This window comes from Occultella gossypii, assembly GCF_019947135.1.
In the GTDB taxonomy this organism is placed as follows: domain Bacteria; phylum Actinomycetota; class Actinomycetes; order Actinomycetales; family Beutenbergiaceae; genus Occultella; species Occultella gossypii.
Genome location: NZ_JAGSHT010000009.1, coordinates 1 through 20,730, shown reverse-complemented (window position 1 = coordinate 20,730; position 20,730 = coordinate 1). Strand labels below are relative to the sequence as shown.

Sequence of the window (20,730 nt, the reverse complement as noted above, 5' to 3'; positions counted from 1 at the left end):
TCATTCCCCGTCGTAGTGGACCCAGTACCGGGAGGTGAAGAAGGCTGCGCCGGTGAACAGGCCGATGACGACCAGCAGGAACCACGCCATCGCCGAGGCGTAACCCATGTCGAAGTCGGTGAACGCCTTCTGGTAGAGGTACAAGGTGTAGAAGAGCGTCGAGTCGACCGGACCGCCGGAACCGCCGGAGATGATGTAGGACTGCGTGAATGCCTGGAAGGCATTGATCATCTGCAGCACCAGATTGAAGAAGATCACCGGTGTGAGCATCGGCATGGTGATTCGCCGGAACCGTCCCCACGCGTTCGCACCGTCGACGCTGGCCGCGTCGTACAGCTCCTGCGGCACCTGCCGCAGACCGGCCAGGAAGATGATCATCGGAGAGCCGAACGTCCAGACGTTCAGCACGATCAAGGTGCCGAGCGCCCATTCGGGGGTGGCGATCCAGTTCGGCAGGTCGGTCAGGCCAAGTGCCCCGAGCGCCGTGTTGACGAGCCCGGAGCCCCCGAAGATCTGACGCCAGAGCAGTGCGATCGCCACGCTGCTGCCGAGCAGGGAGGGCAGGTAGTAGACCGAGCGGTAGAACGCCAGGCCGCGCAGGCCCCGGTTCAGCAGCGTGGCGAGGGCCAGTGCGAACGCCAGTTGGAGCGGTACGGAGATGAGTACGTACTTCAGGGTGACCAGGCACGCGCTGACGAAGCGCGGGTCGTCGGTGAACATCCGGACGTAGTTGTCGAAACCGACGAACGACAACCGGCCGAGCAGGTTGTAGTCGGTGAAGGACAGGTACAGCGACGCGATCATCGGCCCGAGGGTGATCCCGAAGAGCCCGACCAGCCAAGGCAGCAGGAACAGCCAGGCGGCCCACCTCCGTTTGCGCCGGCGGCGCCCCCGCTCGGGGAGGTCGCCGGTCGGGGGGACGGCGACGGTGGTCCCTGGGGGTGATGCGGTGTTCACGCTCATCAACGCCTCCTTTGGCGTAGCGGTGACGGCCTTGAGTCAGTACCCGGCGGCCTTGTCGACGATGTTCGCCAGCGGAACGCCGTCCAGGAAACGCTCGAGATTGCCGAGGAAGATCTCCCCGCCGCGGGCAGCGGTGGCCCCGGTCGTCGCTCCGTTGTGCGGTGTCACGATGACGTTCGGGAGGTCCCAGAAGGGACTCTCCGGCGGGAGTGGCTCGGTGCCGTGCGCGTCCAGGCCGGCCCCGGCGATCCAGCCTTCCCGCAATGCCCTCAGGAGTGCCGTGTCGTCGGCGATCCCGCCCCGGGAGATGCAGATGAAGTGGGCGTGAGCGGGCATCGCCCGGAAGGCGGTCTCGTCGAACAGGCCCCTGGTGTCGGCGGTCAGTGGCACCGTGACCACCACGAAGTCGGCCCGTGCCAGTACCTCGTGGAGCCGTTCCGGTGCGAACAGCTCGTCCACGCCGGGCACGGGGAGGTCGACCCTGCGGCGGACGCCGAGCACGTGCATGTGGAAGGCCTGCGCCTTCGCGGCGAGGTCCGCACCCGCGTTGCCGAGCCCGACGATCGCGACCGTGCGGCCGTTGAGCTCACCGTGGGTGAACCGGTCCCAGCGGTGCTCGGCCTGGGCGCGCTGCCAGCGTGGCACGTCCCGGTTGAGCATCAGCATCAGCAGCATGGAGTGCTCGGCGAGAGGGATCCCGCCGTTGCCGGTCGAGCTCGTCAGGGTCACGTCGCTGGCGAGCATCTCCTCCGACAGGTCGGCGTTCGCTCCCGCGGCCCAACTGTGCACCCACCGGGTGTTCACGGCGGCCGTCAGCTGGCCCGGTCGCAGGGTTCCCGCGATCGCGGTCGCACGTGCCAGCGTGTCCGGGCTCGCGGCGGAGGCACTCGACAGGACCTCCAGGACGCCGCGGCCGGCCAACAGGGCCTCGGCGCGGCTGCGTACCTGGCTGTCGAGTGATCCGAAGGCGACGATGTGCTCGGTCAACTGTTCTCCTTGGTTGTGATCGTGATGACGTCGAACGTCTCGATGGCCGGTAGGAGCAGCTCACCGGCAGGTGTCACGGGCACGTCCTGACCGGCGACGAGGGCCGTCGCCGCGGCGATGTGCAGCCCGCGCGGTGGGGTGACCCGAACGCCGGTGATCGGGATCGGCGGTCCGTAGGACCGTCGGCGCAGCCCGCTGTGGTTGATCAGGTGCACGACGACGCGCCCGTCGGCCGTTCGGTGCACGGTGTGTTCGAGCTGCTCGGGCGCCCAGAGGCGAAGGCAACCCCAGGGATCGCCGTCGGGACCGGTCCGCGCACCCGGCACGCCGCTCAGCAGCACGTCGCGGATCTCGCGGGTGCCGAGCCGGTCGTAGGTGCGACCGGCGGTCCAGGGCAGGTAGGTGGCGGTGCCGTCCCCGTAGGAGCGGGTCGCGAGGCCCGGTTGGTCGGTGGCGCGCTGGCCGTGGGCCAGTTCCGGGGGCCCGTAGGGGGCCGGCCCGATGACGGTCAGCCAGCGGTCGATGTCCGCACGCCAGGCCATGGCGCGCCCGGCGCCGAGGATGGGCACGGTGGGAGCCGTGTAGACGCCGCTGTCGGCGGTGGACTCCAGGCCCGCGCTGACATACGTGCCCTTCAGGGACTCGACGTCGCCGACGACGGCGAGTTCCGCCGTCGCCGGCATCGACTCCAGCTGCACCCGGCCGTCGCGCAGGCCGCTCGAGCCGGTGGCGACGAGCGTGCCGCCGGCTTCCACGAACGCGTCCAGGACCTGGGCGGCGCTGGGGGTCAGGGGCCCGACATCGGGGAGCACGAGCACACCGAACCGAGCCAGGGCACCGTCCACGGCGAGCCGGGGGACCTCCTCCAGGGCAAGCACGTCGGCCGCCAGGTGGACCTCTGCGAGCGCGTCGAACCAGCCGTGGAACTCCTCCGTCGCCGCGGCGGCATCGGCTGGTTCCCGGCCGGCGGCCGGCGGTCGGATCAGGGCGAGCGGAGCGATCGGACGGATGCCGGCATAGAGGTCCTGGTGATCACGATGGAAGCGGGTGATGGCCCGGGCCGCGGGGAGCCCGGCGTAGGGGATATCTCCGGGAACGCCCATGATGTAGGTCGACGGGGTCCCACCACGCGCGATCGTCTGGGCGAAGTAGGTGGCGAAGTGATGGGGCTCCTCGGCGGCCATCCGGTAGGGCATGTCCACGAACGCGACAGAGTTCACCAGGACCGGGGTCTGCTCGTGTGCGGTGCGGGAGGCACTCACAGCGGCGGACGTCGCGTACGGCCACAGCGGACGTCCGACGGCGTTGTTCGCCTCGTGGAAGACGATGTCGCTGGAGTCGCCGAGGATCAGTGCGGCCTCCGGCCGGCGGGACTTGATGTGCTCGCGGATCCGCTCGGTCAGGGTCGCGACCGTCTCGCGGGCATAGGCCCGCCAGCGCCCGTACTCGGCGTCATCGCGACCCGCCGGCAGCCGCGCGCCGCCGGCGAAGGCCGCGAAGCCCGCCACGCACGCGTCGCAGTGACAGACGCCGTGGTAGGTGCCCGCGTAGTCCACCTCGTTGAAACCGAACCAGTTGCAGAAGAAGCCGTCGACGTCGTAGCGGCCGAGCACCTCGTCCAGCACGTCGAGAGCCCGGTCCTGGTAGTAGCCGGCACTCGGGCACGTGCTCACCAGTCCCTGATAGATCTGGCGCCCTCCGTCCGCGCTCCGGAAGCACCAGTGCGGGAAGCGGTCCGCGATCCGGGGCGCGATCTTGGAGAAGTCCATCCGGGCCATGAGCCGGATCCCGCGGTCCTGGGCGCCTCGGAGGCAATCCCCGAGCAGGTCGCCACCAGGCCGCCGGGCCAGCAGCGGGTTGCGCGTCTGGAAGTCGAGATCGGTGGGGTAGAAGGAGAGGATGCCGCCCGCGTTGACGAGCCAGGTGTCGGCACCGTGGTCCTCGATGGCATCGAGGACGGTCTCGACGTCGAAGGTGACGTCTGTCTCGCGCAGGTTGGTCTGGAACATCCGGAACGGCGAGTGCCACCAGCGGGTGGTCGGCTCCTGGTACTGCTCGAGCGTGGACGTGGTCGTCACTGACCGGCTCCCTGTAGATCGTCGTGCCCTGGTCCGGGCACGCACCGAAACTAGATCGATCTAGTAGGGATGTCAACTCCATGCATCGCACGGACGTGGTGAATCGCGCGCTGGTTACTAGATCAATCTAGTTTCCGGGCGACGAGAGCACGCCGTGATCGGCGTGGATACGCCGCCCGCTGCGCCACGGCGCGGGGCTGCGTGACCGGGCCCGGTGCGGGACCGCGCGGAGGCGGCCTACTCGCTCGGGATCTCCGGGATCCGCAGCATGCCCTCCTGGGCGATCGTCGCGACCAGCAGGCCGGAACGGTCGAAGACCTTCGCGACACCGAGACCGCGCCCACCGCTGGCGGACGGCGAGGACTGCGCGTACAGCAGCCAGTCGTCCAGGTCGACGTCGCGGTGCCACCACATGGCGTGATCGAGGCTCGCCACGCTCGCGCCCTTGGTCCGCCAGCTGAGGCCGTGGCGGCGCATGATCGGCTCGAGCATGATCTGGTCGCACGCGTAGGCGAGCATCGCGCGCTGCTGCAGCTGGCTACCTGGCACCTCGGCCCGCGCGCGCATCCACAGGTATTGGGTGTCGGTCCGCTCGGCGGCCGGCTTCGTGAACAGGGCGCCATCCACGTGCCGCATGTCGAACGCACCGTTGCGGTAGAAGAACGCAGCGATCGGGTGGTCGAGCGCGTTGAAGAACTCGACTGAACTGGCCAGCTCCCCGGGCTGCGGTACCTGCGGCATGGTCTCGGCGTGGTCGAGGCCCTGCTGGGGTTCCTGGAAGGAGGTGATCATGGAGAGGATCGGCTTGCCGAACTGGATGGCGTGCGTCCGCCGGGCGCTGAACGACCGGCCGTCACGCATCCGCTCGATCGAGAACGTGATCGGCTCGTCGAGGTCGCCCGGGCGCAGGAAGTAGCCGTGCACCGAGTGCGGGAGCCGGTCCGGCGCCACGGTCCGCCCAGCGGCGAGCAGGGCCTGGGCGAGCACTTGGCCGCCGTAGACCCGGCCATGGATCTGGGGCAGGGACCGGCCGGTGAACGTGTCCTCGTCGACCTGGTCCAGCTCCAGTGCGGCCAGCACGGCCTCGAGTGGGCGGGCCGGCTCCTGCGCGGACTCCTCGGTCATTGCGGACTCCCGGGCTCGGCGGTGTTCACCAGGGAGAAGGCCGCGCGCTCGAGGTAGTCGAGCAGGGTGGCCTCGTGCAGCGGCGCCAGGCCGGCCTCCTTGACCGCGACGGTCATGAGCTCCAGCCACCGGTCGCGGGCCGTCGGCGTCACCTGGTAGGGCGCGTGCCGCATCCGCAGCCGCGGGTGCCCGCGGGTGTCCGAATATGTGGTCGGGCCGCCCCAGTACTGCTCCAGGAACATCCGCAGCCGGTCCTCCGCGGGGCCGAGGTCCTCGGGCTCCGGGTACATCGGGAACATGATGTCGTCTCCCGCGACCTGCTCGTAGAAGCGGTGCACGATGCGGCGGAACGTGGGCTCGCCGCCGATCGCCTCGTAGAAGGAGTCCGGGCGGCGGGCCGGCGGCGCGTCGGCGCCGCGCAGGCCGAGGCTGCGGCGTCCGGCCGGCGGGGGCGGGGTGGGGGAGGAGGCGGTACTCACCCGGTCAGCCTAATGCTCGCCGGATCGCCGGTTCACTCGGGCAACCTGCCCGACGGCGGTGGGTGTCAGGCGTCACAGGCCCAGTTCGGCGAGGGCCGGCAGGGCCTCGCGGGCGGTCAGGCGGGCCGCTTCGGCGTTGTCGGTGCCGAGGGCAAGGGTTGCCGCGCGGCGGCACTGCTCGAGGGACGTCGCGGCCAGGACGGCGGCGACGTCACCGAGGGCTCGTGGGGTCATCGACAGGCTGGTCACGCCCATACCGACCAGCACGGCGGCCAGTGCGGGATCGGCCGCCGCCTCGCCGCAGACCCCGACGGGCCGCGACTGGGCCTGCCCGCCCTCGCAGGTGGTCCTGATCAGCGACAGCACGGCCGGGTCCCATGGGGTCGACAGCGGCGCCAGGGCCCCGAGCAACCGGTCCGCGGCCAGGGTGTACTGCGTCAGGTCGTTGGTGCCGATGGACGCGAACGCGGCTCGGGCCAGGATCGGGCCGGCCAGCAGCGCGGCGCTGGGCACCTCGACCATCACCCCGGCGGTCTCGAGGCCGTGCCGGGTGCAGGCGGCGACGAACTCCTCGGCCTCGCCGACCCGGGAGACCATCGGCGCCATCACCCACACCTCGGCGGACGAGGCGGCTGCGGCCGTCGCGATCGCGGCGAGCTGGTTCTCCAGCACGTCCGGGTTCTTCCAGGAGGTGCGGAACCCGCGTACCCCGAGCGCGGGGTTCGCCTCGTCCGTAGGGTTCAGGAACGGCATCGGCTTGTCCGCGCCGGCGTCGAGGGTGCGGACCACCACCTTCTTGCCGGCGAACGCGGCGAGCACGGTGCCGTAGGCCTCGACCTGCTCGTCGATGCTGGGCTCGGTGTCCCGGTCCAGGAAGCAGAACTCGGTGCGGAACAGTCCGATACCCTCGGCGCCCGCCGCCGCGGCGGGTTCGGCCTGGGCCACCTCGCCGACGTTCGCGAGCAGTTCCACACGGTGCCCGTCGCTGGTGGCGCCTCGCCCGGAGAACGTGCGGGCCTCGTGCTGCTCGCTCGCCTGGGCGACCTCCTCGGAGGTGGGCGCCAGGACCACGGCGCCCGATCCGCCGTCGAGCACGATCACGGTGCTGTCGACGATCTGCGCGGCCGCCTCGCCGAGGCCGACGACGGCCGGGATGCCGAGCGCCCGGGCGAGGATCGCGGTGTGGGAGGTGGGTCCGCCCTCGGCGGTGATCAGGCCGCGGACCACGGTCGGGTCGAGCTGTGCGGTATCGGCGGGCGCGAGGTCCTGCGCCACCAGGATGAACGGCTCGGTGCGGGCCGGCACCCCCGGCGTCGGGACCCCGGTGAGCCGGGCGACGATCCGGTCCCGGACGTCGTGGACGTCCCGGACCCGCTCCGCGAAGTACCCGCCGAGCTCCTCGAACTGGGCGGCGACGGCGGCCGCCGCCTCCCACAGTGCTCGCTCGGGGCTGACCCGCTCGGTCGCGATGCGCTGCCGAGCGTCCTTGATCAGGGTGGGGTCGGTGGCGATCTGGGCGGTCGTCTCCAGCACCTCCTTGGCGGTGCCGGTCACGGTCTCCGCGCGGGCCCTGAGTTCGGTGGCGACGGCGTCCGCGGCCGCCGTGAGGGCGGCCACCGATTCCTCGGGCGGGACGGGGGAACGCCGCAACGGCGGTTCCGGCACCCCGGCGGCGAGGCGCACGGTGGGCCCGGCGGCCCGTCCGGGGGAGACCCCGACGCCCTGGAGCCTGGTGCTCCCGGCGACCTCGACGCCGTCCATCTCGACGTTACTCACGGTGGTCCGCCTTCCGTCGCACGGGGTTCGTCATATTGTGGCCAGCGCGCTGGGGGGCGGGCACCGGTTGTAGAGTGTCATTCATCACAGGACGATGCTTGTTGGGAGAAGAAGTGAGCAAGGCCGAGGACATCCTCGCCGCACTGGGAGGCGACGCGAACGTGGTCGACCTGGAGCCGTGCATCACCAGACTGCGGGTCGAGGTGAATGACCCGGCGCTCGTGAACGAGGAGGACCTGCGCACCCACGGTGCGTTCGGTGTGGTCCGTTCCGGCCGCGTCGTGCAGGTGGTGGTGGGTCCGGAGGCGGACGACCTCGCTGCCGACATCGAAGGGCTTCGCCCCGGCACCTGAGGCCGGCGCCCCGGTCCGGCGAACGTGGTCACGGGGCGAGTTCGATGCCACGCTCGGCGAACGCCACAGCGATCCGGTGGCGCAGTTCGCTGGCGACCGGCTGGTCGTGGTCGGCGCTGACGCGCACCCGCCAGGTGAGAGCGACCAGGTCGGCCGTGACCTCATTGATCAGACACTCCGGTTCGAGGTGACTGACGACGTCCGCGTAGAGGTCCTCGTTGCGCATCTGCGTGGTGAGTTCGCTCAGTGTGGTCCGCGCCAGGGTGAGATCCGTGGTGCGCGTGACCCGGAGTTCCACCACGGCGTAGGCCCAGCCCTGCGTCAGGTTGGCGACCCTCAGGATCTCGCCGTTCCGAACGTACCAACGGCGGCCGTCGTCGTCGCGGATGAGGGTGATCCGCAGCCCCACCTCCTCGACGACACCGGAGGCGAGGATTCCGCCGCCGGTGCCGAGTTCCACCCGGTCGCCCACACCGTACTGGTCCTCGATGAGCATGAAGCCACCCGTGATCACGTCCTTGACGAGCGCCTGCGCCCCGAACGCGACGGCGATGCCGACCACGCCGGCAGAAGCGATCAGTGGCGCCACGTTGACCCCGAGGGTGGTCAGGATCATCAGCACCGCGACGCTCCCGATGAGCGCGGTCATCGTCGAGATGAGAACCGTCCGGAGGGTCTCCAGGCGCTGCTTGCGGCGCGGGTTCGGGGCGACCCCGAGTTTCTCGGGCGCGAGTCGCAGGCCCTTCGCCTCAGTGGCGATCAGCCCGCGGATCGTCCGGGAGATCAGGAAGCGCACGATGACCGTGGTCAAACTGGCGACCGCGATGATGATCAGGACCGTCAGCGGGGCACCGGTCAGCGCGACGACGACGTCGGGCGCGGCGATGTTCACGTCGGTCAGCCTAACCACGGTGCCCGGCTGGCCGAGCACCCGGGTCCCCGGGCGTTGCCACGCGGACTATTGCCGCGCGCTCTGGCAAGATCAGGGCAGGAGTCGTCCCGCCACCATTCGCACTGACTCAGGAGCCTGGAACCTCACGTGAACGATCAGGACAAGACTGACGTCCTCAGTGACAGCCTGCGGGCTCTCGCGGCCGCCCATGGCGTCGCCACCGAGTTCTGGGACTTCCACGGGAACCACTGTGCGGTGAGCGCCGAGACCATCACCGCGGTGCTCGCCGCGATGGACGTGCCGGCCGGCAGTCCGCGCGAGGTCGAGCGGTCCCTGGCCGCGTGCGACCTCGCGCCCTGGCGCCGCGTGCTGCCGCCGAGCGTGGTGGTGACGGCGGGCATCGAGTCCCGCGTGCCGGTCCACGTCCCAGACGGCGAGACGGTGCACCTGCGAGTGGACCTGGAGGACGGCGGTTCCCGCGCCCTGGAGCAGGTGGACGACTGGGTCGAACCGCGGCTCGTGGACGGCCGCTCGATCGGGCGCGCCACGTTCCTGCTGCCGATCGACCTGCCACTCGGGTGGCACACGCTGGTCGCGACCGTCGGCTCCGGCGGCAGCGAGGCGAGTGCCGTCCTCGCGGTCACCCCCGCCGTGCTCGAGATTCCGCCGCTGCGTGAGGATCTCGGGCACCGAGCCTGGGGGCTGATGGCGCAGCTGTACTCGGTCCGCTCAGAGCGGTCGTGGGGGATCGGGGATATCGCCGACCTCACCGAGCTGACGTCGCTGAGCGGGGAGCTGGGCGCCGACTTCCTGCTCATCAACCCGCTGCACGCGGCCGAGCCGAGCGCGCCGATGACGCCATCGCCGTACCTGCCGGCCACGCGACGGTTCGTCAACCCGATCTACATCCGCCCGGAGGACATCCCCGAGGTGGGCTACCTGCCCACCTCCCAGCGCACGCTGCTGGAATGGGGCATCGAGGAGATCCAGGACACGAACACCGAGCCGGGCCCGCTGGACCGGGACGCCGTCTGGGACGTGAAGAAGCCCGCCCTGGAGACCATCTACACGTCGGGCCGGTCCCGCTCCCGTCAGCGCGCGTTCGAGCGGTTCCGACGTGACCAGGGCCAGGGGCTGGAGGACTTCGCACTCTGGTGCGCGGTCCAGGAGAAGTACGACGCGTCCAACTGGCCGCTGTCGGTGGAGCAGAGCAGCGCGGCTCGGACCCTCGCACTGCGCCGGGAGCTGGCGCAGCGGGTGGACTTCCACTGCTGGCTCCAGTGGATCGCCGACTCCCAGCTGAAGCGGGCGCAGGAGACGGCGCTCGCGTCCGGCATGCGGATCGGCGTCATGCATGACCTGGCCGTCGGGGTACACCCCGAGGGAGCCGACGCATGGTCCCTGCGCGACGTGCTCGCCCGCGGGATCAGCGTCGGGGCGCCGCCGGACATGTACAACCAGCAGGGCCAGGACTGGTCCCAGCCCCCATTGCGTCCGGACGTGCTCGCCGAGCAGGGGTACGCGCCGATCCGGGACATGGTGCGTACGGTTCTGCGGCACGCTGGCGCGCTCCGGGTCGACCACATCATCGGTCTGTTCCGACTGTGGTGGATCCCGCAGGGCGCCGGCGCCGCTCAGGGCACGTACGTGCGTTACGACCACGAGGCGACGATCGGGGTGCTCGCCCTCGAGGCGCACCGGGCCGGTGCCATCGTCATCGGCGAGGACCTCGGCACCGTGGAGCCCTGGGTCCGGGACTACCTGAGCGACCGGGGCATCCTCGGCACGTCCGTGCTCTGGTTCGAGCGCGAGGACGACCGACCGCTCCCTCCGGAGCAGTACCGCTCCCTCGTGCTGTCGACCGTGACCACCCACGACCTGCCGCCGACCGCCGGCTACCTGGCCGAGGAGCACGTGGACCTGCGGGACCGGCTCGGGCTGCTGACCGAACCGGTCGCCACCGTTCGCCTGGCCGCCCAGGTCGAACGGGAACGGATGCTCGAGGCCCTGCGGCACCGGTTCCTGCTGCCCGAGGACCCCACCGAACGGCAGATCGTCGAGGCGCTGCACCGGTACGTCGCACAGACACCGTCGGTGCTGATCGGGGTCGGCCTCGCCGACGCGGTGGGGGAGCGCCGCGCCCAGAACCAGCCCGGCACCGACACCGAGTACCCGAACTGGAAGGTGCCCCTGGCCGACGGCGGGGAGAAGGTCGTGCTCGTCGAGGACCTGGCCGGCAACGCCCGGTTCGCCTCACTGGTGGCCGCCCTGACCCAGGAACTGCGCGAGCAGGCCTGAGCGATGGCGGCGACGGGCAGGAACCGGCCGGCCACGTCGGCCGTCGGCGCGGTCACGGTCCTGGCGCCAATGCCGGGTCGCGCGGTCGCGCTGACCGAGGTGCCAGATCCGGTGTTCGCCGATGCGATCGTCGGCCCCGGCGTTGCGGTCGACCCGCATCGCGAGGGGGAGGTCGAGGTGATCGCCCCGATCGGCGGCACCCTCGTCAAGGTGCACCCACACGCGTTCGTGGTGGCGGACGGCAACGGTCACGCCGTGCTGGTGCACCTCGGCATCGACACCGTGCAGCTCGCCGGCGACGGGTTCACGGTGCACGTCGCCGAGGGCACCGACGTCGTCGCGGGCCAGCTCGTCACGACCTGGTCCCCGCAGGCCGTCGTCGACGGTGGACGCAGCCCGATCTGCCCGGTGATCGCCCTGGACAGCAGGGCGGCGGCCCTCACCGAGTGCGTGGAGCTCGGCGACGTGCTCGACGCCGGGGACCCGCTCTTCGACTGGGCCTGACCCGCCGTGCGGTGCCTGCTCACGGGGTTCCCGGGCTTCATCGGGACGCGGCTCGTCCGGGCCCTGCTCGTCGACGACGACGTCGTGGTCGACGCCCTGGTCGAGCCGCGGATGGTCGACCGCGCCCGGGCGGTGGCACGCGAGTTCGGCGACCGGGTCCGGGTGATCGAGGGCGACATCACCGAGCCCCGACTCGGACTCGACGAAGCCCTCTACGTCGACCTGGCCGACACCGTGGCGCGGGTCTACCACCTGGCCGCGGTCTACGACCTCGCCGTCGCCGAGGCGATCGCCACCCGGGTCAATGTCGAGGGCACCCGGCACGTCCTCGACTTCTGCCGTGGCTGCGCCCGGCTGGAGCGCCTCCACTACGTCTCCACCTGCTACGTCGGGGGCGAGCGGACCGGTGTGGTCCTCGAGTCCGAGCTCGACGAGGGCCAAGGCTTCAAGAACCACTACGAGGCCACGAAGTTCGCAGCAGAGGTCCTCGTCCGGGACTCGATGCCGCAGGTCCCCACCACGATCTACCGGCCCGGCATCGTTGTCGGTGACTCACGCACCGGCCGGACCCAGCGGTTCGACGGCCCGTACTTCATCCTGTGGTTCATCCACCGGATGAACCAGTTCGGCCTGACCGTCGGGACCATGGGCAGCGAGGAGGCCACCTTCAACGCCGTGCCGGTCGACTTCGTCGTCGATGCGATCGCGGCGTGCTCGCGCGACCCGGAGACCGTCGGTGCCACCCTGCAGCTCGCCGATCCGGACCCGTTGACCACGGCGGAGTTCGTGCGCGTCCTCTCCCGCGCACTGACCGGCAAGGACCCTCGGGGGCCTGCCGTCACCGACTCGCTCCTGCGCCCGCTGCTCTCGCTCACACCCGTGCGCCGCTACGTCGGTGGGACCCCGTTCGAGTCCCTCGTCTTCCTCCACCACCCGGTGCGCTACGACACCACCGAGGCCGGCCGGCACCTGGCCCGCAGCGGACTCACGTGCCCGCCGTTCCACCAGTACGCGCCGGTCATGGTCGACTTCTTCCGGCGCCATCTCGGGGATGAGGAACTGCGGGCACCGGTCTGAGGTCGGCACCACGCGCTCCGGTGACGTCCGGACCGTCAGGCCAGCGCGGTACCGCGGAACAGCGTTTGTGTCTGGCCGCCGACCCAGACGGCCCGGTCGGCGTCGACGGTGACGGTGATGTCTCCGGCGCGGTCGAGCCTGCGACCCTGGGAGACGCGGTAGCCGTCGACGGTCTCGCCGGTGCGGACGAGCCACTGGCCGACGGACGCGTTCATCGACCCACACACCGGGTCCTCGGCCACGCCGACACCGGGTGCGAAGCTGCGCAGCTCGTAGGCGTGTTCCGAACCAGGCGGGTACGGCCCGAGCGCGCCGATCATCGCGTCCGGGATCAGGGTCAGGTCGGGGTTGAGGTCGAGCACCTCCTGGGCCGTGGCCAGACGGATCACGGCCCAGCCGGGTCCATTGTCGATCCACTGGTGAGCGAGGACCTGGGTGCGGTCGATGCCGAACGCGGCCACGATCCGGTCCAGGTCGTGCTCGTCAAGGTTGCCGCTGCGCAAGGTCGGTGGGGCGGCGAAGGAGAGCAGGTCGGCGTCGCGGCGCACGTCGATGAGGCCGACGCCGCACTCCTGGACCACGACGTGCGCGTCGTGGGGTGTTCCGCCGTGTTCGAGCCAGGCGTGCGCCGAGCCCAGCGTCGGGTGGCCGGCGAAGGGCAGTTCTCCGCCGGGGGTGAAGATCCGCACCCGGTAGTCGGCTTCCGCGGTCGTGGGCGTGAGCAGGAACACCGTCTCGGACAGGTTGGTCCACCGGGCGATGCGCTGCATCTGCTCGGTGTCGAGGTCGTCAGCGTCGTGGATCACGGCCAGGGGGTTGCCCAGATAGGGGTCGGCCGAGAAGACGTTGACCTGAGCGAACGGGCGGTGGCGAGTCACGATGACGGTTCCTTCTCCTCGCGGACGGGTGGCTTTCGCGCCACCCAAGCATGCGACAGATCCGCGCACGCAGTTACGCACTCGCGGGTCACGCTCACGAGAGCAGCGCCTCGAACTCTGGAAGTCGGCGGAACACGTCGGGCAGGCCCTGCACGCCGTCGCGGACGACCTCGTGCGACAGCGCGAGGTCAGGACCGGTGCTCGGCTCGACCTCGGCGAGGCAGCGGAGGATGTGCCACCTCGTGTGTCCCAACCAGCCGGCGATCGTGAACACGAACCAGCTCGGACCCGAGGGCGGCAGCGCGCCGCCCCCTGCGACGTAGCCATCGAGGACCGAGCGGAAGCTGGTGGGCTCGATGGTGTCGAAGCCAGGCCCTTTCGCGAGGCCCAGCGCGGTCGAGCCGAGCTCGCCGGCGAGGTCGAGCATTCCCGAGAGCTCCCAGTCGAGCACCACCGGCCGATCGTCGCGAGCAAGCAGGTTCCAGGGTTGGATGTCCTTGTGGGTCAGCACGACCGGGCCCGGCCGCTCGCAGGTGTCGACGAAGTGGGCGATGGCGAGGAACGCCTCGACGTGGGAGGCGAGTTCGTCGGCCCACGGTTGGCCGGTCGCCGCCGCCCGCGCGGCGAGTTCCGGCCAGTCCCGTGGCGTCGGGTCCTCGGTCGACTCCTCGGTCCACTCGACGTCGAGCGCGTGGATGCGCGCGAGGATCTCACCGATCTCCAACGCGAACGCCGCCGGCACCGGTGCCTCGGGCACCTTCTGGCCATCGACCCACCGGTGGATGAGCAGGTGGTCGCTGGCCGAGATCGGCTCTGGCATGGGGATGCCGGCGGCGAAGGCAGCCTGTTCGAACCTGAACACGTCGCCGACGCGGTAGGTCCTGCGGCGGTCGTCGAGGTTGAGCTCCTTCACCGCGAAGGAGCCCTGGTCAGTGTCGAGCCGATACATCCGGTTGGCGAACCCGCCATGGACGCGGGTCATCGGCCCGATCGGCGCGCCGAGATGAGAGAGATCCATCCCGCGCACCCTAGGCCGCACAGTTCGTCCGCGCACCAGGCGACTCGCCTCAGCGAGCGGCGCGGTCGACCGCCTGGGCCGCCAGCGCGCGGCGCACCGTGTCCCGGGACTCCACCACGAGGCGGCGCAACGAGGGCGTGCGCTCACCGAGCCGGTCCAGGAACTCGTCGGTGCGGGCGAGCACGTCGACACCGGTGGAGGTGTCGATGTCCGCGAGCTGCGCCGGGTACAGGCCGACCACGATGTTCTGCGCGATCTCGTTCGTGCGCTCGGCCCAGACCTTCTCGAGGGCGTCGAAGTAGCGGCCTGAGAACGGAGCCAGCAGGGCTCGGTCGCGGGCGCGACCGAAGCCCTCGATGACCGCAGCCTGCACGGCGTTCGGCAGCTCGTCGCCGTCGACGACTGCAGCCCACGCGGCCTCCTTGGCCCGCGCCGTCGGGATCGCCGCCCGGGCCGCCGCCGCGGCCCGCTGGCCGGCCGCCGTCGAGTCCCGTGCGAGCTCGGCCGCGATCTCGGCCTCGCTCGCGCCGCCGCCGGCGGTCAGCCCGTTGAGGAGGCTCCAGCGCAGGTCGGTATCGATGGCGAGCCCGTCCAGGGAGACGTCACCGGCGAGCAGACCACGCAGGGTGTCGACCTGGGCGTCGGTGGTGGCCCGTGCCGCGAATGCCTTGACGAACTGAAGTTGCGAGTCCGACCCTGCCTCAGCCGCCCCCGCGAGCTCCCAGAGCGCGTCCGCGACGCCTGCGGCGACGTGCTCCCGGGCCGCCGGGTCGGTGTAGTACTCGACGCTCGTGGCGAGCTGGCGAAGCAGCACCAGCACCACGGTCGAGTCCGTCTCGGCGCCGATGTTCGCCGTGACCAGGTCGATGAACCGGCTCGCCGGCCACTCGCCGTCACGCGTCATGTCCCAGGCGGCCGCCAGCACCAGGCTGCGCGGCAGCGAGTCGGTGAAGTCGCGCAGGTGCTCGACGGCGGTGGCCAGGGAGGTCTCGTCGAGGCGCACCTTGGCGTAGGCGAGGTCGTCGTCGTTGACCAGGATCAGCTGCGGGCGGTCGATGCCCACGAAACCCGGTACCGGTGTCGCCGCGCCGTCGATGTCGAGTTCCACCCGGTGGGTGCGCACCAGGGCTCCGTCGGCGTCGACGTCGTAGCCGCCGACGGCGATGCGGTGCGGCCGCAGCACCGGGTTCGTCTCCGGTGCCTCCTGGGTGATCACGAACGAGGTGATCCGGCCCTGGGAGTCCACCTCGAGCTCGGGGCGCAGCAGCGTCACGCCGGCCTCCTCGAGCCACAGTTTCGACCATGCGGTCAGGTCCCGGCCGCTGGTGGCCTCGAGCTCGGTGAGCAGGTCCTTCAGCTCGGTGTTGGACCGGGCGTGCTTGCGAAAGTACTCCCGTACGCCGGCCAGGAAGTCGTCCTGACCGACCCACGCCACGAGCTGCTTCAGCACCGAGGCACCCTTGGCGTAGGTGATGCCGTCGAAGTTCACCTCAACGTCCTCGAGGTCGTTGATCTCCGCGACGATCGGGTGCGTGGACGGCAGCTGGTCCTGTCGGTACGCCCAGGACTTCTCCAGCGAGGAGAACGTCGTCCATGCCTGCGTCCATCGGGTCGCCTCGGCCGTGGCGAGGGTCGAGGCGTACTCGGCGAACGACTCGTTCAGCCACAGGTCGTTCCACCAGCGCATGGTCACCAGGTCGCCGAACCACATGTGCGCGAGCTCATGCAGGATCGTCACCGCGCGACGCTCGACGGTCGCCTCGGGCACCTTGGAGCGGAACACGTAGGTCTCGACGAATGTGACCGCGCCGGCGTTCTCCATCGCGCCGGCGTTGAACTCGGGCACGAACAGCTGGTCGTACTTCTCGAACGGGTACGGGACCTCGAACGCGTTCTCGTAGAACGTGAACCCGGCCCGGGTGATGTCCATGATGTTCTCGGCGTCCAGGTGCTCCGCCAGCGAGGCGCGGCAGAGGACGCCGAGCGCGATGGTGCGGCCGTCGCTCGACGTGAGTTCGCCGTCGACCCGGTGGTAGGGGCCCGCCACCAGCGCGGTGACGTAGCACGGCAGCACCCCGGTCGGGGCGAACGTCCACGTGGCGCTCTCGCCGCCACCCGTGGGTGCGGGGGTCGGGGAGTTGGAGACCACCTGCCAGCCCGACGGCGCAGTCACCGTGAACTGGAAGGTCGCCTTCAGGTCGGGCTGCTCGAACACGGCGAACACGCGCCGGGTGTCGGCGACCTCGAACTGCGAGTACAGGTAGACCTCGTCGTCGACGGGGTCGACGAACCGGTGCAGGCCCTCACCGGTGTTCATGTAGGCGCCGTCGGCGACCACGCGCAGCTCATTCTCGTCGGCCAGCCCGGTCAGGGAGATCCGGGAGTCGGCGAACACCTCCGCCGGGTCCAGCGCGACCCCGTTGAGCACGACGTCGTGCACCACCGGCGCGATGAGGTCGATGAAGGTGGACGCACCCGCGGTGGCGGTGAAGCGGACCGTGGTCGTGGAGCCGAACACCTCCGCACCGCGGGTGAGGTCGATCTCGACCTCGTAGCTGGACACGCTCAGCAGCGCAGCGCGCTCCTGGGCCTCGACGCGGGTGAGGTTCTCTCCGGGCACGGACGTGACTCCTTGATCGACGAGCTGGTGGTATCGACGGTGATGGTGGGCCGGTGGGCCGTGGTGCGATCCTGCCACCTCCGCCTGCTCGGCCGGAAACCGATAAATGCGGGCCCCGGACCCCGGGCGGATCGGCCGGCCGTGCCGACGACCACCCAGCGAGATGCGACCCCACCCCGGAATGCCACGGCGGGGGCCGGTGTTGCCGCCAACGTTGAGAACTCGCCCCCGCCGAACCCGTCCGAAGGAGCACCGTGAGCACCGCAACCGAGACCGCCACCGACGTAGCCCGTGAGACCAGCAAGGACGTCGCCGACTTCTGGTTCGACCCGGCCTGTCCGTGGGCCTGGATGACCTCACGCTGGATCGGCGAGGTGCAGAAGGTCCGCGACATCAGTGTGCGCTGGCACATCATGAGCTTGTCCGTGCTCAACGAGGACCGCGACCTGGACCCCGGCTACCGGGAGATGCTCGACAAGTCGTGGGGACCGGTCCGCGTGATCAATGCTGCGCGTGAGCTGCACGGCGAGGAGGTCGTCAAGCCGCTCTACGACGCGATCGGGACCCGGTTCCACCCGGGCGGGCGTGGCGAGGACCGGCACAACGTGCTCGTCGAGGCGCTGGCCGAGGTGGGCCTGCCCGCGGACCTGATCCGGTTCGAGGACTCCGACGCCTACGACGAGTCGCTGCGGGCCTCCCACGCCGAGGGGATCTCCCTGGTGGGCGAGGACGTCGGCACGCCGGTCGTCGCCTTCAACGGCACCGCGTTCTTCGGCCCGGTGATCACGCCCGCGCCCAAGGGCGAAGAGGCCGGCCGGCTCTGGGACGGTGTGGTCACGGTGGCCTCCTACCCGGGGTTCTACGAGATCAAGCGCACCCGCAAGCAGGGCCCGGTCTTCGACTGACGCCGATGGTTTCGCCGGTGTCCCTGGGCCCTCGCCGAGGGCCTGGGATCGCGAGCACCTGCGCGGACCGCGTACCGTATGGGAGTTCCCAGGGCCGCGAAGGCGGTACCGGTGGCGGTTCCGGAGGAGGAAGTGATGGCGAAACAACGTGCGCTCGGCGGCTGGGCGATCGCGCTCATCGTCATCGACGTCATCCTCATCGGGATCCTCGTGGTGATGCTGGTCACGCACCCCCGTGGTGACTCCGGAACGGACGGTGGCACGGACGGCGCGACGACCGGGGCAACGGACGCTCAGTCCGAGGCAACGGGCGACACCGAACCCACCACGCAGGCACCCGCCGTCACCGTGCCGGAGGATGCTCTGGACGTCGCCGCGTTCTCGTCACCGAGCCGCAACATCTGGTGCCAGATAGACGACGACAGCGCCACCTGCATGATCGGGGACATCACCTTCACGCCTCCGGCCGTCGAGGACTGCGACGCGGCGATCGCCGGACACTACTGGCGGGTCACCGCCGAGAGCGCCGACCCGATCTGCGGCGCAGAGGCGCCCACCGAGGCACCGGCCGACCTGCCTGACCTCGCGTACGGCGCCAGCACCGTCGTCGGCGACTTCCTCTGCACGAGCGAGACCGACGGCGTCACGTGCGTGGCGATCAGCACCGGGCACGGCGTGACGATCGCCAGGGGCGGCTCCAGCCAGTACTGAGGTCGTCGGTAGGGTCGTGGGGGTCAGGTCACACCCGCACCGAGCAGGAGCCCCCGTGTCGCACGCGTACCTCTTCGCCCTGGTCGACGGGGGCGGCACCGTTCCGCCCGAACTCGGAGTCGCGCGGCGGCTGGTCGAACGCGGTCATCGGGTGCGGGTGCTCGGTGAGGACTCCATGGCCGCGGACGTGGCGGCCGCCGGGGCCGCGTTCGTGCCATGGCGGCACGCGCCGAACCGGCCCGACCGTAGCGTTGCGCACACTGCCTACCGGGACTGGGAGACCACCGACCCCCTCGCGCTCGCCCGGGGCATGGCCGACCATATGATCGCCGGCCCCGCGTCCGGCCAGGCCCGTGACGTGGCGGCCGCCATCGAGACGGACCGGCCGGACCTCGTGCTCACCTCCTTCACCGCCCTCGGTGCGATGATCGGTGCCGAGGCGAACGGGGTGCCGTTCGACGTGTTGCTGCCGAACATCTACACGATGCCGGCGCCCGGGATGCCACCGATGGGGCTCGGCCTACGGCCCGCCACCGGTCGCCAGGGAGTGCTGCGCGATCGGGCCATGAACGCGATGAGCACCCGACTGCTCGGGCGCTACGGCCTGGACCGGGTCAACGCGGCGCGTGCTGCCCATGGACTCGCCCCGGTACCCACGATCTGGGACCAGGTCCATCGCGCCCGCCGGGAGCTGGTCATGACCAGCCCGGCGTTCGACTTCCCGGCCACCCTCCCGGCCAATGCCCGGTACGTCGGACCGGTGCTCGACGACCCGCCCTGGGCCGGCGGCGACTGGACCCCGCCGCCCGGCGACCAGCCCCTCGTCCTGGTCGCGATGTCCTCGACGTTCCAGGATCAGACCGGGTGCCTGCAACGCATCGCCGACGCCCTCGGGGCGCTCCCGGTGCGCGGCCTGGTGACCACCGGACCGGCGCTCGACCCGTCGACGATCCACGCATCCCCGAACGTGCGCGTGGTGGCCGCCGCGCCGCACGCGCAGGTGCTCCCTGTGGCGGCCGCCGTCGTGACCCACGGCGGCCACGGGACCGTGATCAAGGCCCTGGCTGCCGGGCTGCCCACCGTGGTGCTCCCGCACGGCCGCGACCAGGCGGACAACGCCGTGCGGATCGCGGACCGGGGCGCCGGGATCACGATTTCGCGGGAGTCGTCGACGCCGGCCATCGCCCGTGCGATCAACCGGGTGCTCTCCGACCCGGCCTTCGCACGGGCAGCGCGGACGATGGGTGCGGCCGTCGCGCAGGACGCCGCCGGCGACGCGCTGCTCCGGGAGCTCGAGAACCTCGAGGGCGCATCACCCGCCGAGGGCTGAGCGGCGCAGGACGGCCTTCCGGCCTGAGGATGACGTCGGATCGGCGACCCGTCATCTCGATATGTGAGACGTGCGACCGGGTGGTCGTCACGGACCACCCGGCCTGTTTGGCTGTACCCATGGTGAACGGAGTGCGGACCCGCGTCATGCGGGCATGTCTGATGTGTTGCTGCGCCTGAGCGCGACCCCAACACACCCGACCAGCCTGCACACCCTGGAGCCATGACATGGCCATCACCACCGGCACCACCTGGGACATCGTCCTCAACGCCGCCCCCACCCGCACCACCTTCGAGCAGGCCCTGAGCGCCCGCGCCGCCTACCAGGACGCACTCCACTCGCGTGCGGTGGTGGTGGACCTGCGCGCCGCGGAGGACCGGGCCGGATCCGGCGCGATCCACCCGGACCTCGGCGCCGTCACGATCGAGCCGCGGGAACTGCCCACGTGGCTCGTGCACAGCGGCCGCGGCGCGGACGCGATCCTGCTCACCGAGGACGGAACCCTGGCGGCCGAACTCGCGACCGGGCTCGACGCCGTCGGGATCGCCCGGACCACCTACGTCACCGGTGGCTTCACCGCCTGGCGAGCTGCCGGGCTCCCGGTGATCAACGCCGGCTGAGCCGGCGGCGTGGCGCGCCGGCGACCGGCGCACCGCAGCGGCCCCGGGGCCCGTGGGGGGGCCCGGGGCCGGCACCGCGGCGTCCAGGTGCGAACCACATACGGGCGCGGTCGGAC

The 20,730-nt window shown here is 71.0% G+C and carries 18 protein-coding genes; 8 read left to right on the top strand and 10 right to left on the bottom strand.

The window, feature by feature from the left end; genetic code table 11:
* From KCQ71_RS08495 to ptsP, 6 genes are all read right to left on the bottom strand, one after another.
* Positions 1 to 963: a carbohydrate ABC transporter permease gene (locus tag KCQ71_RS08495; protein ID WP_223404825.1), complete on the bottom strand. Its 963-nt coding sequence runs from the start codon at positions 961 to 963 to the stop codon at positions 1 to 3.
* A gap of 36 nt (positions 964 to 999) precedes the next feature.
* A complete protein-coding gene (locus KCQ71_RS08490; RefSeq protein WP_223404823.1) occupies positions 1,000 to 1,950 on the bottom strand; it encodes a D-2-hydroxyacid dehydrogenase in 951 nt (316 codons plus the stop codon).
* Complete coding sequence (locus tag KCQ71_RS08485) at positions 1,947 to 4,028, bottom strand: alpha-amylase family protein (RefSeq protein ID WP_223404821.1); 2,082 nt, start codon at positions 4,026 to 4,028, stop codon at positions 1,947 to 1,949. The genes KCQ71_RS08490 and KCQ71_RS08485 overlap by 4 nt, the downstream gene beginning before the upstream one ends.
* Before the next feature lie 237 nt (positions 4,029 to 4,265).
* Entirely contained in the window at positions 4,266 to 5,153 is an 888-nt protein-coding gene (locus KCQ71_RS08480) for an acyl-CoA thioesterase (protein ID WP_223404819.1), read from the bottom strand.
* On the bottom strand, positions 5,150 to 5,575 hold the full coding sequence (locus tag KCQ71_RS08475) for a globin (protein WP_223405004.1): 426 nt from the start codon (positions 5,573 to 5,575) through the stop codon (positions 5,150 to 5,152). The genes KCQ71_RS08480 and KCQ71_RS08475 overlap by 4 nt, the downstream gene beginning before the upstream one ends.
* A gap of 129 nt (positions 5,576 to 5,704) precedes the next feature.
* Positions 5,705 to 7,393, bottom strand: a complete 1,689-nt coding sequence (ptsP, locus tag KCQ71_RS08470; RefSeq protein ID WP_223405002.1) for a phosphoenolpyruvate--protein phosphotransferase — start codon at positions 7,391 to 7,393, stop codon at positions 5,705 to 5,707.
* Between the two features lie 128 nt (positions 7,394 to 7,521).
* Between ptsP and KCQ71_RS08465 the strand changes: the two genes are divergently transcribed.
* Complete coding sequence (locus KCQ71_RS08465; protein WP_223404817.1) at positions 7,522 to 7,761, top strand: PTS sugar transporter subunit IIB; 240 nt, start codon at positions 7,522 to 7,524, stop codon at positions 7,759 to 7,761.
* 28 nt (positions 7,762 to 7,789) lie between these two features.
* Here KCQ71_RS08465 and KCQ71_RS08460 read toward each other — a convergent pair whose 3' ends face one another.
* On the bottom strand, positions 7,790 to 8,653 hold the full coding sequence (locus KCQ71_RS08460; protein WP_223404815.1) for a mechanosensitive ion channel family protein: 864 nt from the start codon (positions 8,651 to 8,653) through the stop codon (positions 7,790 to 7,792).
* A gap of 147 nt (positions 8,654 to 8,800) precedes the next feature.
* On the opposite strand from KCQ71_RS08460, the gene malQ reads away from it, so the two are divergent.
* The 3 genes from malQ to KCQ71_RS08445 are packed head-to-tail and all read left to right on the top strand — an operon-like array spanning position 8,801 to position 12,532.
* A complete protein-coding gene (gene malQ / locus KCQ71_RS08455; RefSeq protein ID WP_223404813.1) occupies positions 8,801 to 10,951 on the top strand; it encodes a 4-alpha-glucanotransferase in 2,151 nt (716 codons plus the stop codon).
* Between the two features lie 3 nt (positions 10,952 to 10,954).
* The gene (locus KCQ71_RS08450) at positions 10,955 to 11,455 is read left to right on the top strand and encodes a PTS sugar transporter subunit IIA (RefSeq protein ID WP_223404811.1); all 501 of its coding nucleotides are present in this window, start codon (positions 10,955 to 10,957) and stop codon (positions 11,453 to 11,455) included.
* A gap of 6 nt (positions 11,456 to 11,461) precedes the next feature.
* Entirely contained in the window at positions 11,462 to 12,532 is a 1,071-nt protein-coding gene (locus KCQ71_RS08445) for an SDR family oxidoreductase (RefSeq protein WP_223404809.1), read from the top strand.
* Between the two features lie 35 nt (positions 12,533 to 12,567).
* Here the strand turns inward: KCQ71_RS08445 and KCQ71_RS08440 are convergent, their stop codons facing one another.
* The 3 genes from KCQ71_RS08440 to pepN form a co-directional block, all read right to left on the bottom strand.
* Positions 12,568 to 13,410 carry a PhzF family phenazine biosynthesis protein gene (locus KCQ71_RS08440; protein ID WP_223404807.1) on the bottom strand — a complete coding sequence of 281 codons (843 nt, stop codon included), beginning with the start codon at positions 13,408 to 13,410 and terminating at the stop codon, positions 12,568 to 12,570.
* Positions 13,411 to 13,504: 94 nt separating this feature from the next.
* Positions 13,505 to 14,428 carry a phosphotransferase family protein gene (locus tag KCQ71_RS08435; RefSeq protein ID WP_223404806.1) on the bottom strand — a complete coding sequence of 308 codons (924 nt, stop codon included), beginning with the start codon at positions 14,426 to 14,428 and terminating at the stop codon, positions 13,505 to 13,507.
* A 49-nt stretch (positions 14,429 to 14,477) separates the two neighbouring features.
* Positions 14,478 to 17,048, bottom strand: a complete 2,571-nt coding sequence (gene pepN / locus KCQ71_RS08430; RefSeq protein ID WP_223404804.1) for an aminopeptidase N — start codon at positions 17,046 to 17,048, stop codon at positions 14,478 to 14,480.
* A 254-nt stretch (positions 17,049 to 17,302) separates the two neighbouring features.
* Here pepN and KCQ71_RS08425 point away from each other — a divergent pair, with 254 nt between their 5' ends.
* The 4 genes from KCQ71_RS08425 (at position 17,303) to KCQ71_RS08410 (ending at position 20,614) form a co-directional block, all read left to right on the top strand.
* On the top strand, positions 17,303 to 17,953 hold the full coding sequence (locus tag KCQ71_RS08425) for a mycothiol-dependent nitroreductase Rv2466c family protein (protein ID WP_223404802.1): 651 nt from the start codon (positions 17,303 to 17,305) through the stop codon (positions 17,951 to 17,953).
* 135 nt (positions 17,954 to 18,088) lie between these two features.
* Positions 18,089 to 18,664 carry a hypothetical protein gene (locus tag KCQ71_RS08420; RefSeq protein ID WP_223404800.1) on the top strand — a complete coding sequence of 192 codons (576 nt, stop codon included), beginning with the start codon at positions 18,089 to 18,091 and terminating at the stop codon, positions 18,662 to 18,664.
* Between the two features lie 55 nt (positions 18,665 to 18,719).
* A complete protein-coding gene (locus tag KCQ71_RS08415) occupies positions 18,720 to 19,994 on the top strand; it encodes a nucleotide disphospho-sugar-binding domain-containing protein (RefSeq protein WP_223404798.1) in 1,275 nt (424 codons plus the stop codon).
* Positions 19,995 to 20,221: 227 nt separating this feature from the next.
* Positions 20,222 to 20,614 carry a rhodanese-like domain-containing protein gene (locus KCQ71_RS08410; protein ID WP_223404796.1) on the top strand — a complete coding sequence of 131 codons (393 nt, stop codon included), beginning with the start codon at positions 20,222 to 20,224 and terminating at the stop codon, positions 20,612 to 20,614.
* Positions 20,615 to 20,730 lie beyond the last annotated feature (116 nt).

What these genes read in the sequence shown, in the direction of transcription:
- KCQ71_RS08450 (WP_223404811.1), top strand. Translation starts at nt 10,955, where the DNA reads ATGGCGGCGACGGGCAGGAACCGGCCGGCCACGTCGGCCGTCGGCGCG.
- ptsP (WP_223405002.1), bottom strand. Translation starts at nt 7,393, where the DNA reads ATGGACGGCGTCGAGGTCGCCGGGAGCACCAGGCTCCAGGGCGTCGGG.
- KCQ71_RS08495 (WP_223404825.1), bottom strand. Translation starts at nt 963, where the DNA reads ATGAGCGTGAACACCGCATCACCCCCAGGGACCACCGTCGCCGTCCCC.
- KCQ71_RS08480 (WP_223404819.1), bottom strand. Translation starts at nt 5,153, where the DNA reads ATGACCGAGGAGTCCGCGCAGGAGCCGGCCCGCCCACTCGAGGCCGTG.
- KCQ71_RS08435 (WP_223404806.1), bottom strand. Translation starts at nt 14,428, where the DNA reads ATGGATCTCTCTCATCTCGGCGCGCCGATCGGGCCGATGACCCGCGTC.
- KCQ71_RS08410 (WP_223404796.1), top strand. Translation starts at nt 20,222, where the DNA reads ATGGCCATCACCACCGGCACCACCTGGGACATCGTCCTCAACGCCGCC.
- KCQ71_RS08420 (WP_223404800.1), top strand. Translation starts at nt 18,089, where the DNA reads ATGGCGAAACAACGTGCGCTCGGCGGCTGGGCGATCGCGCTCATCGTC.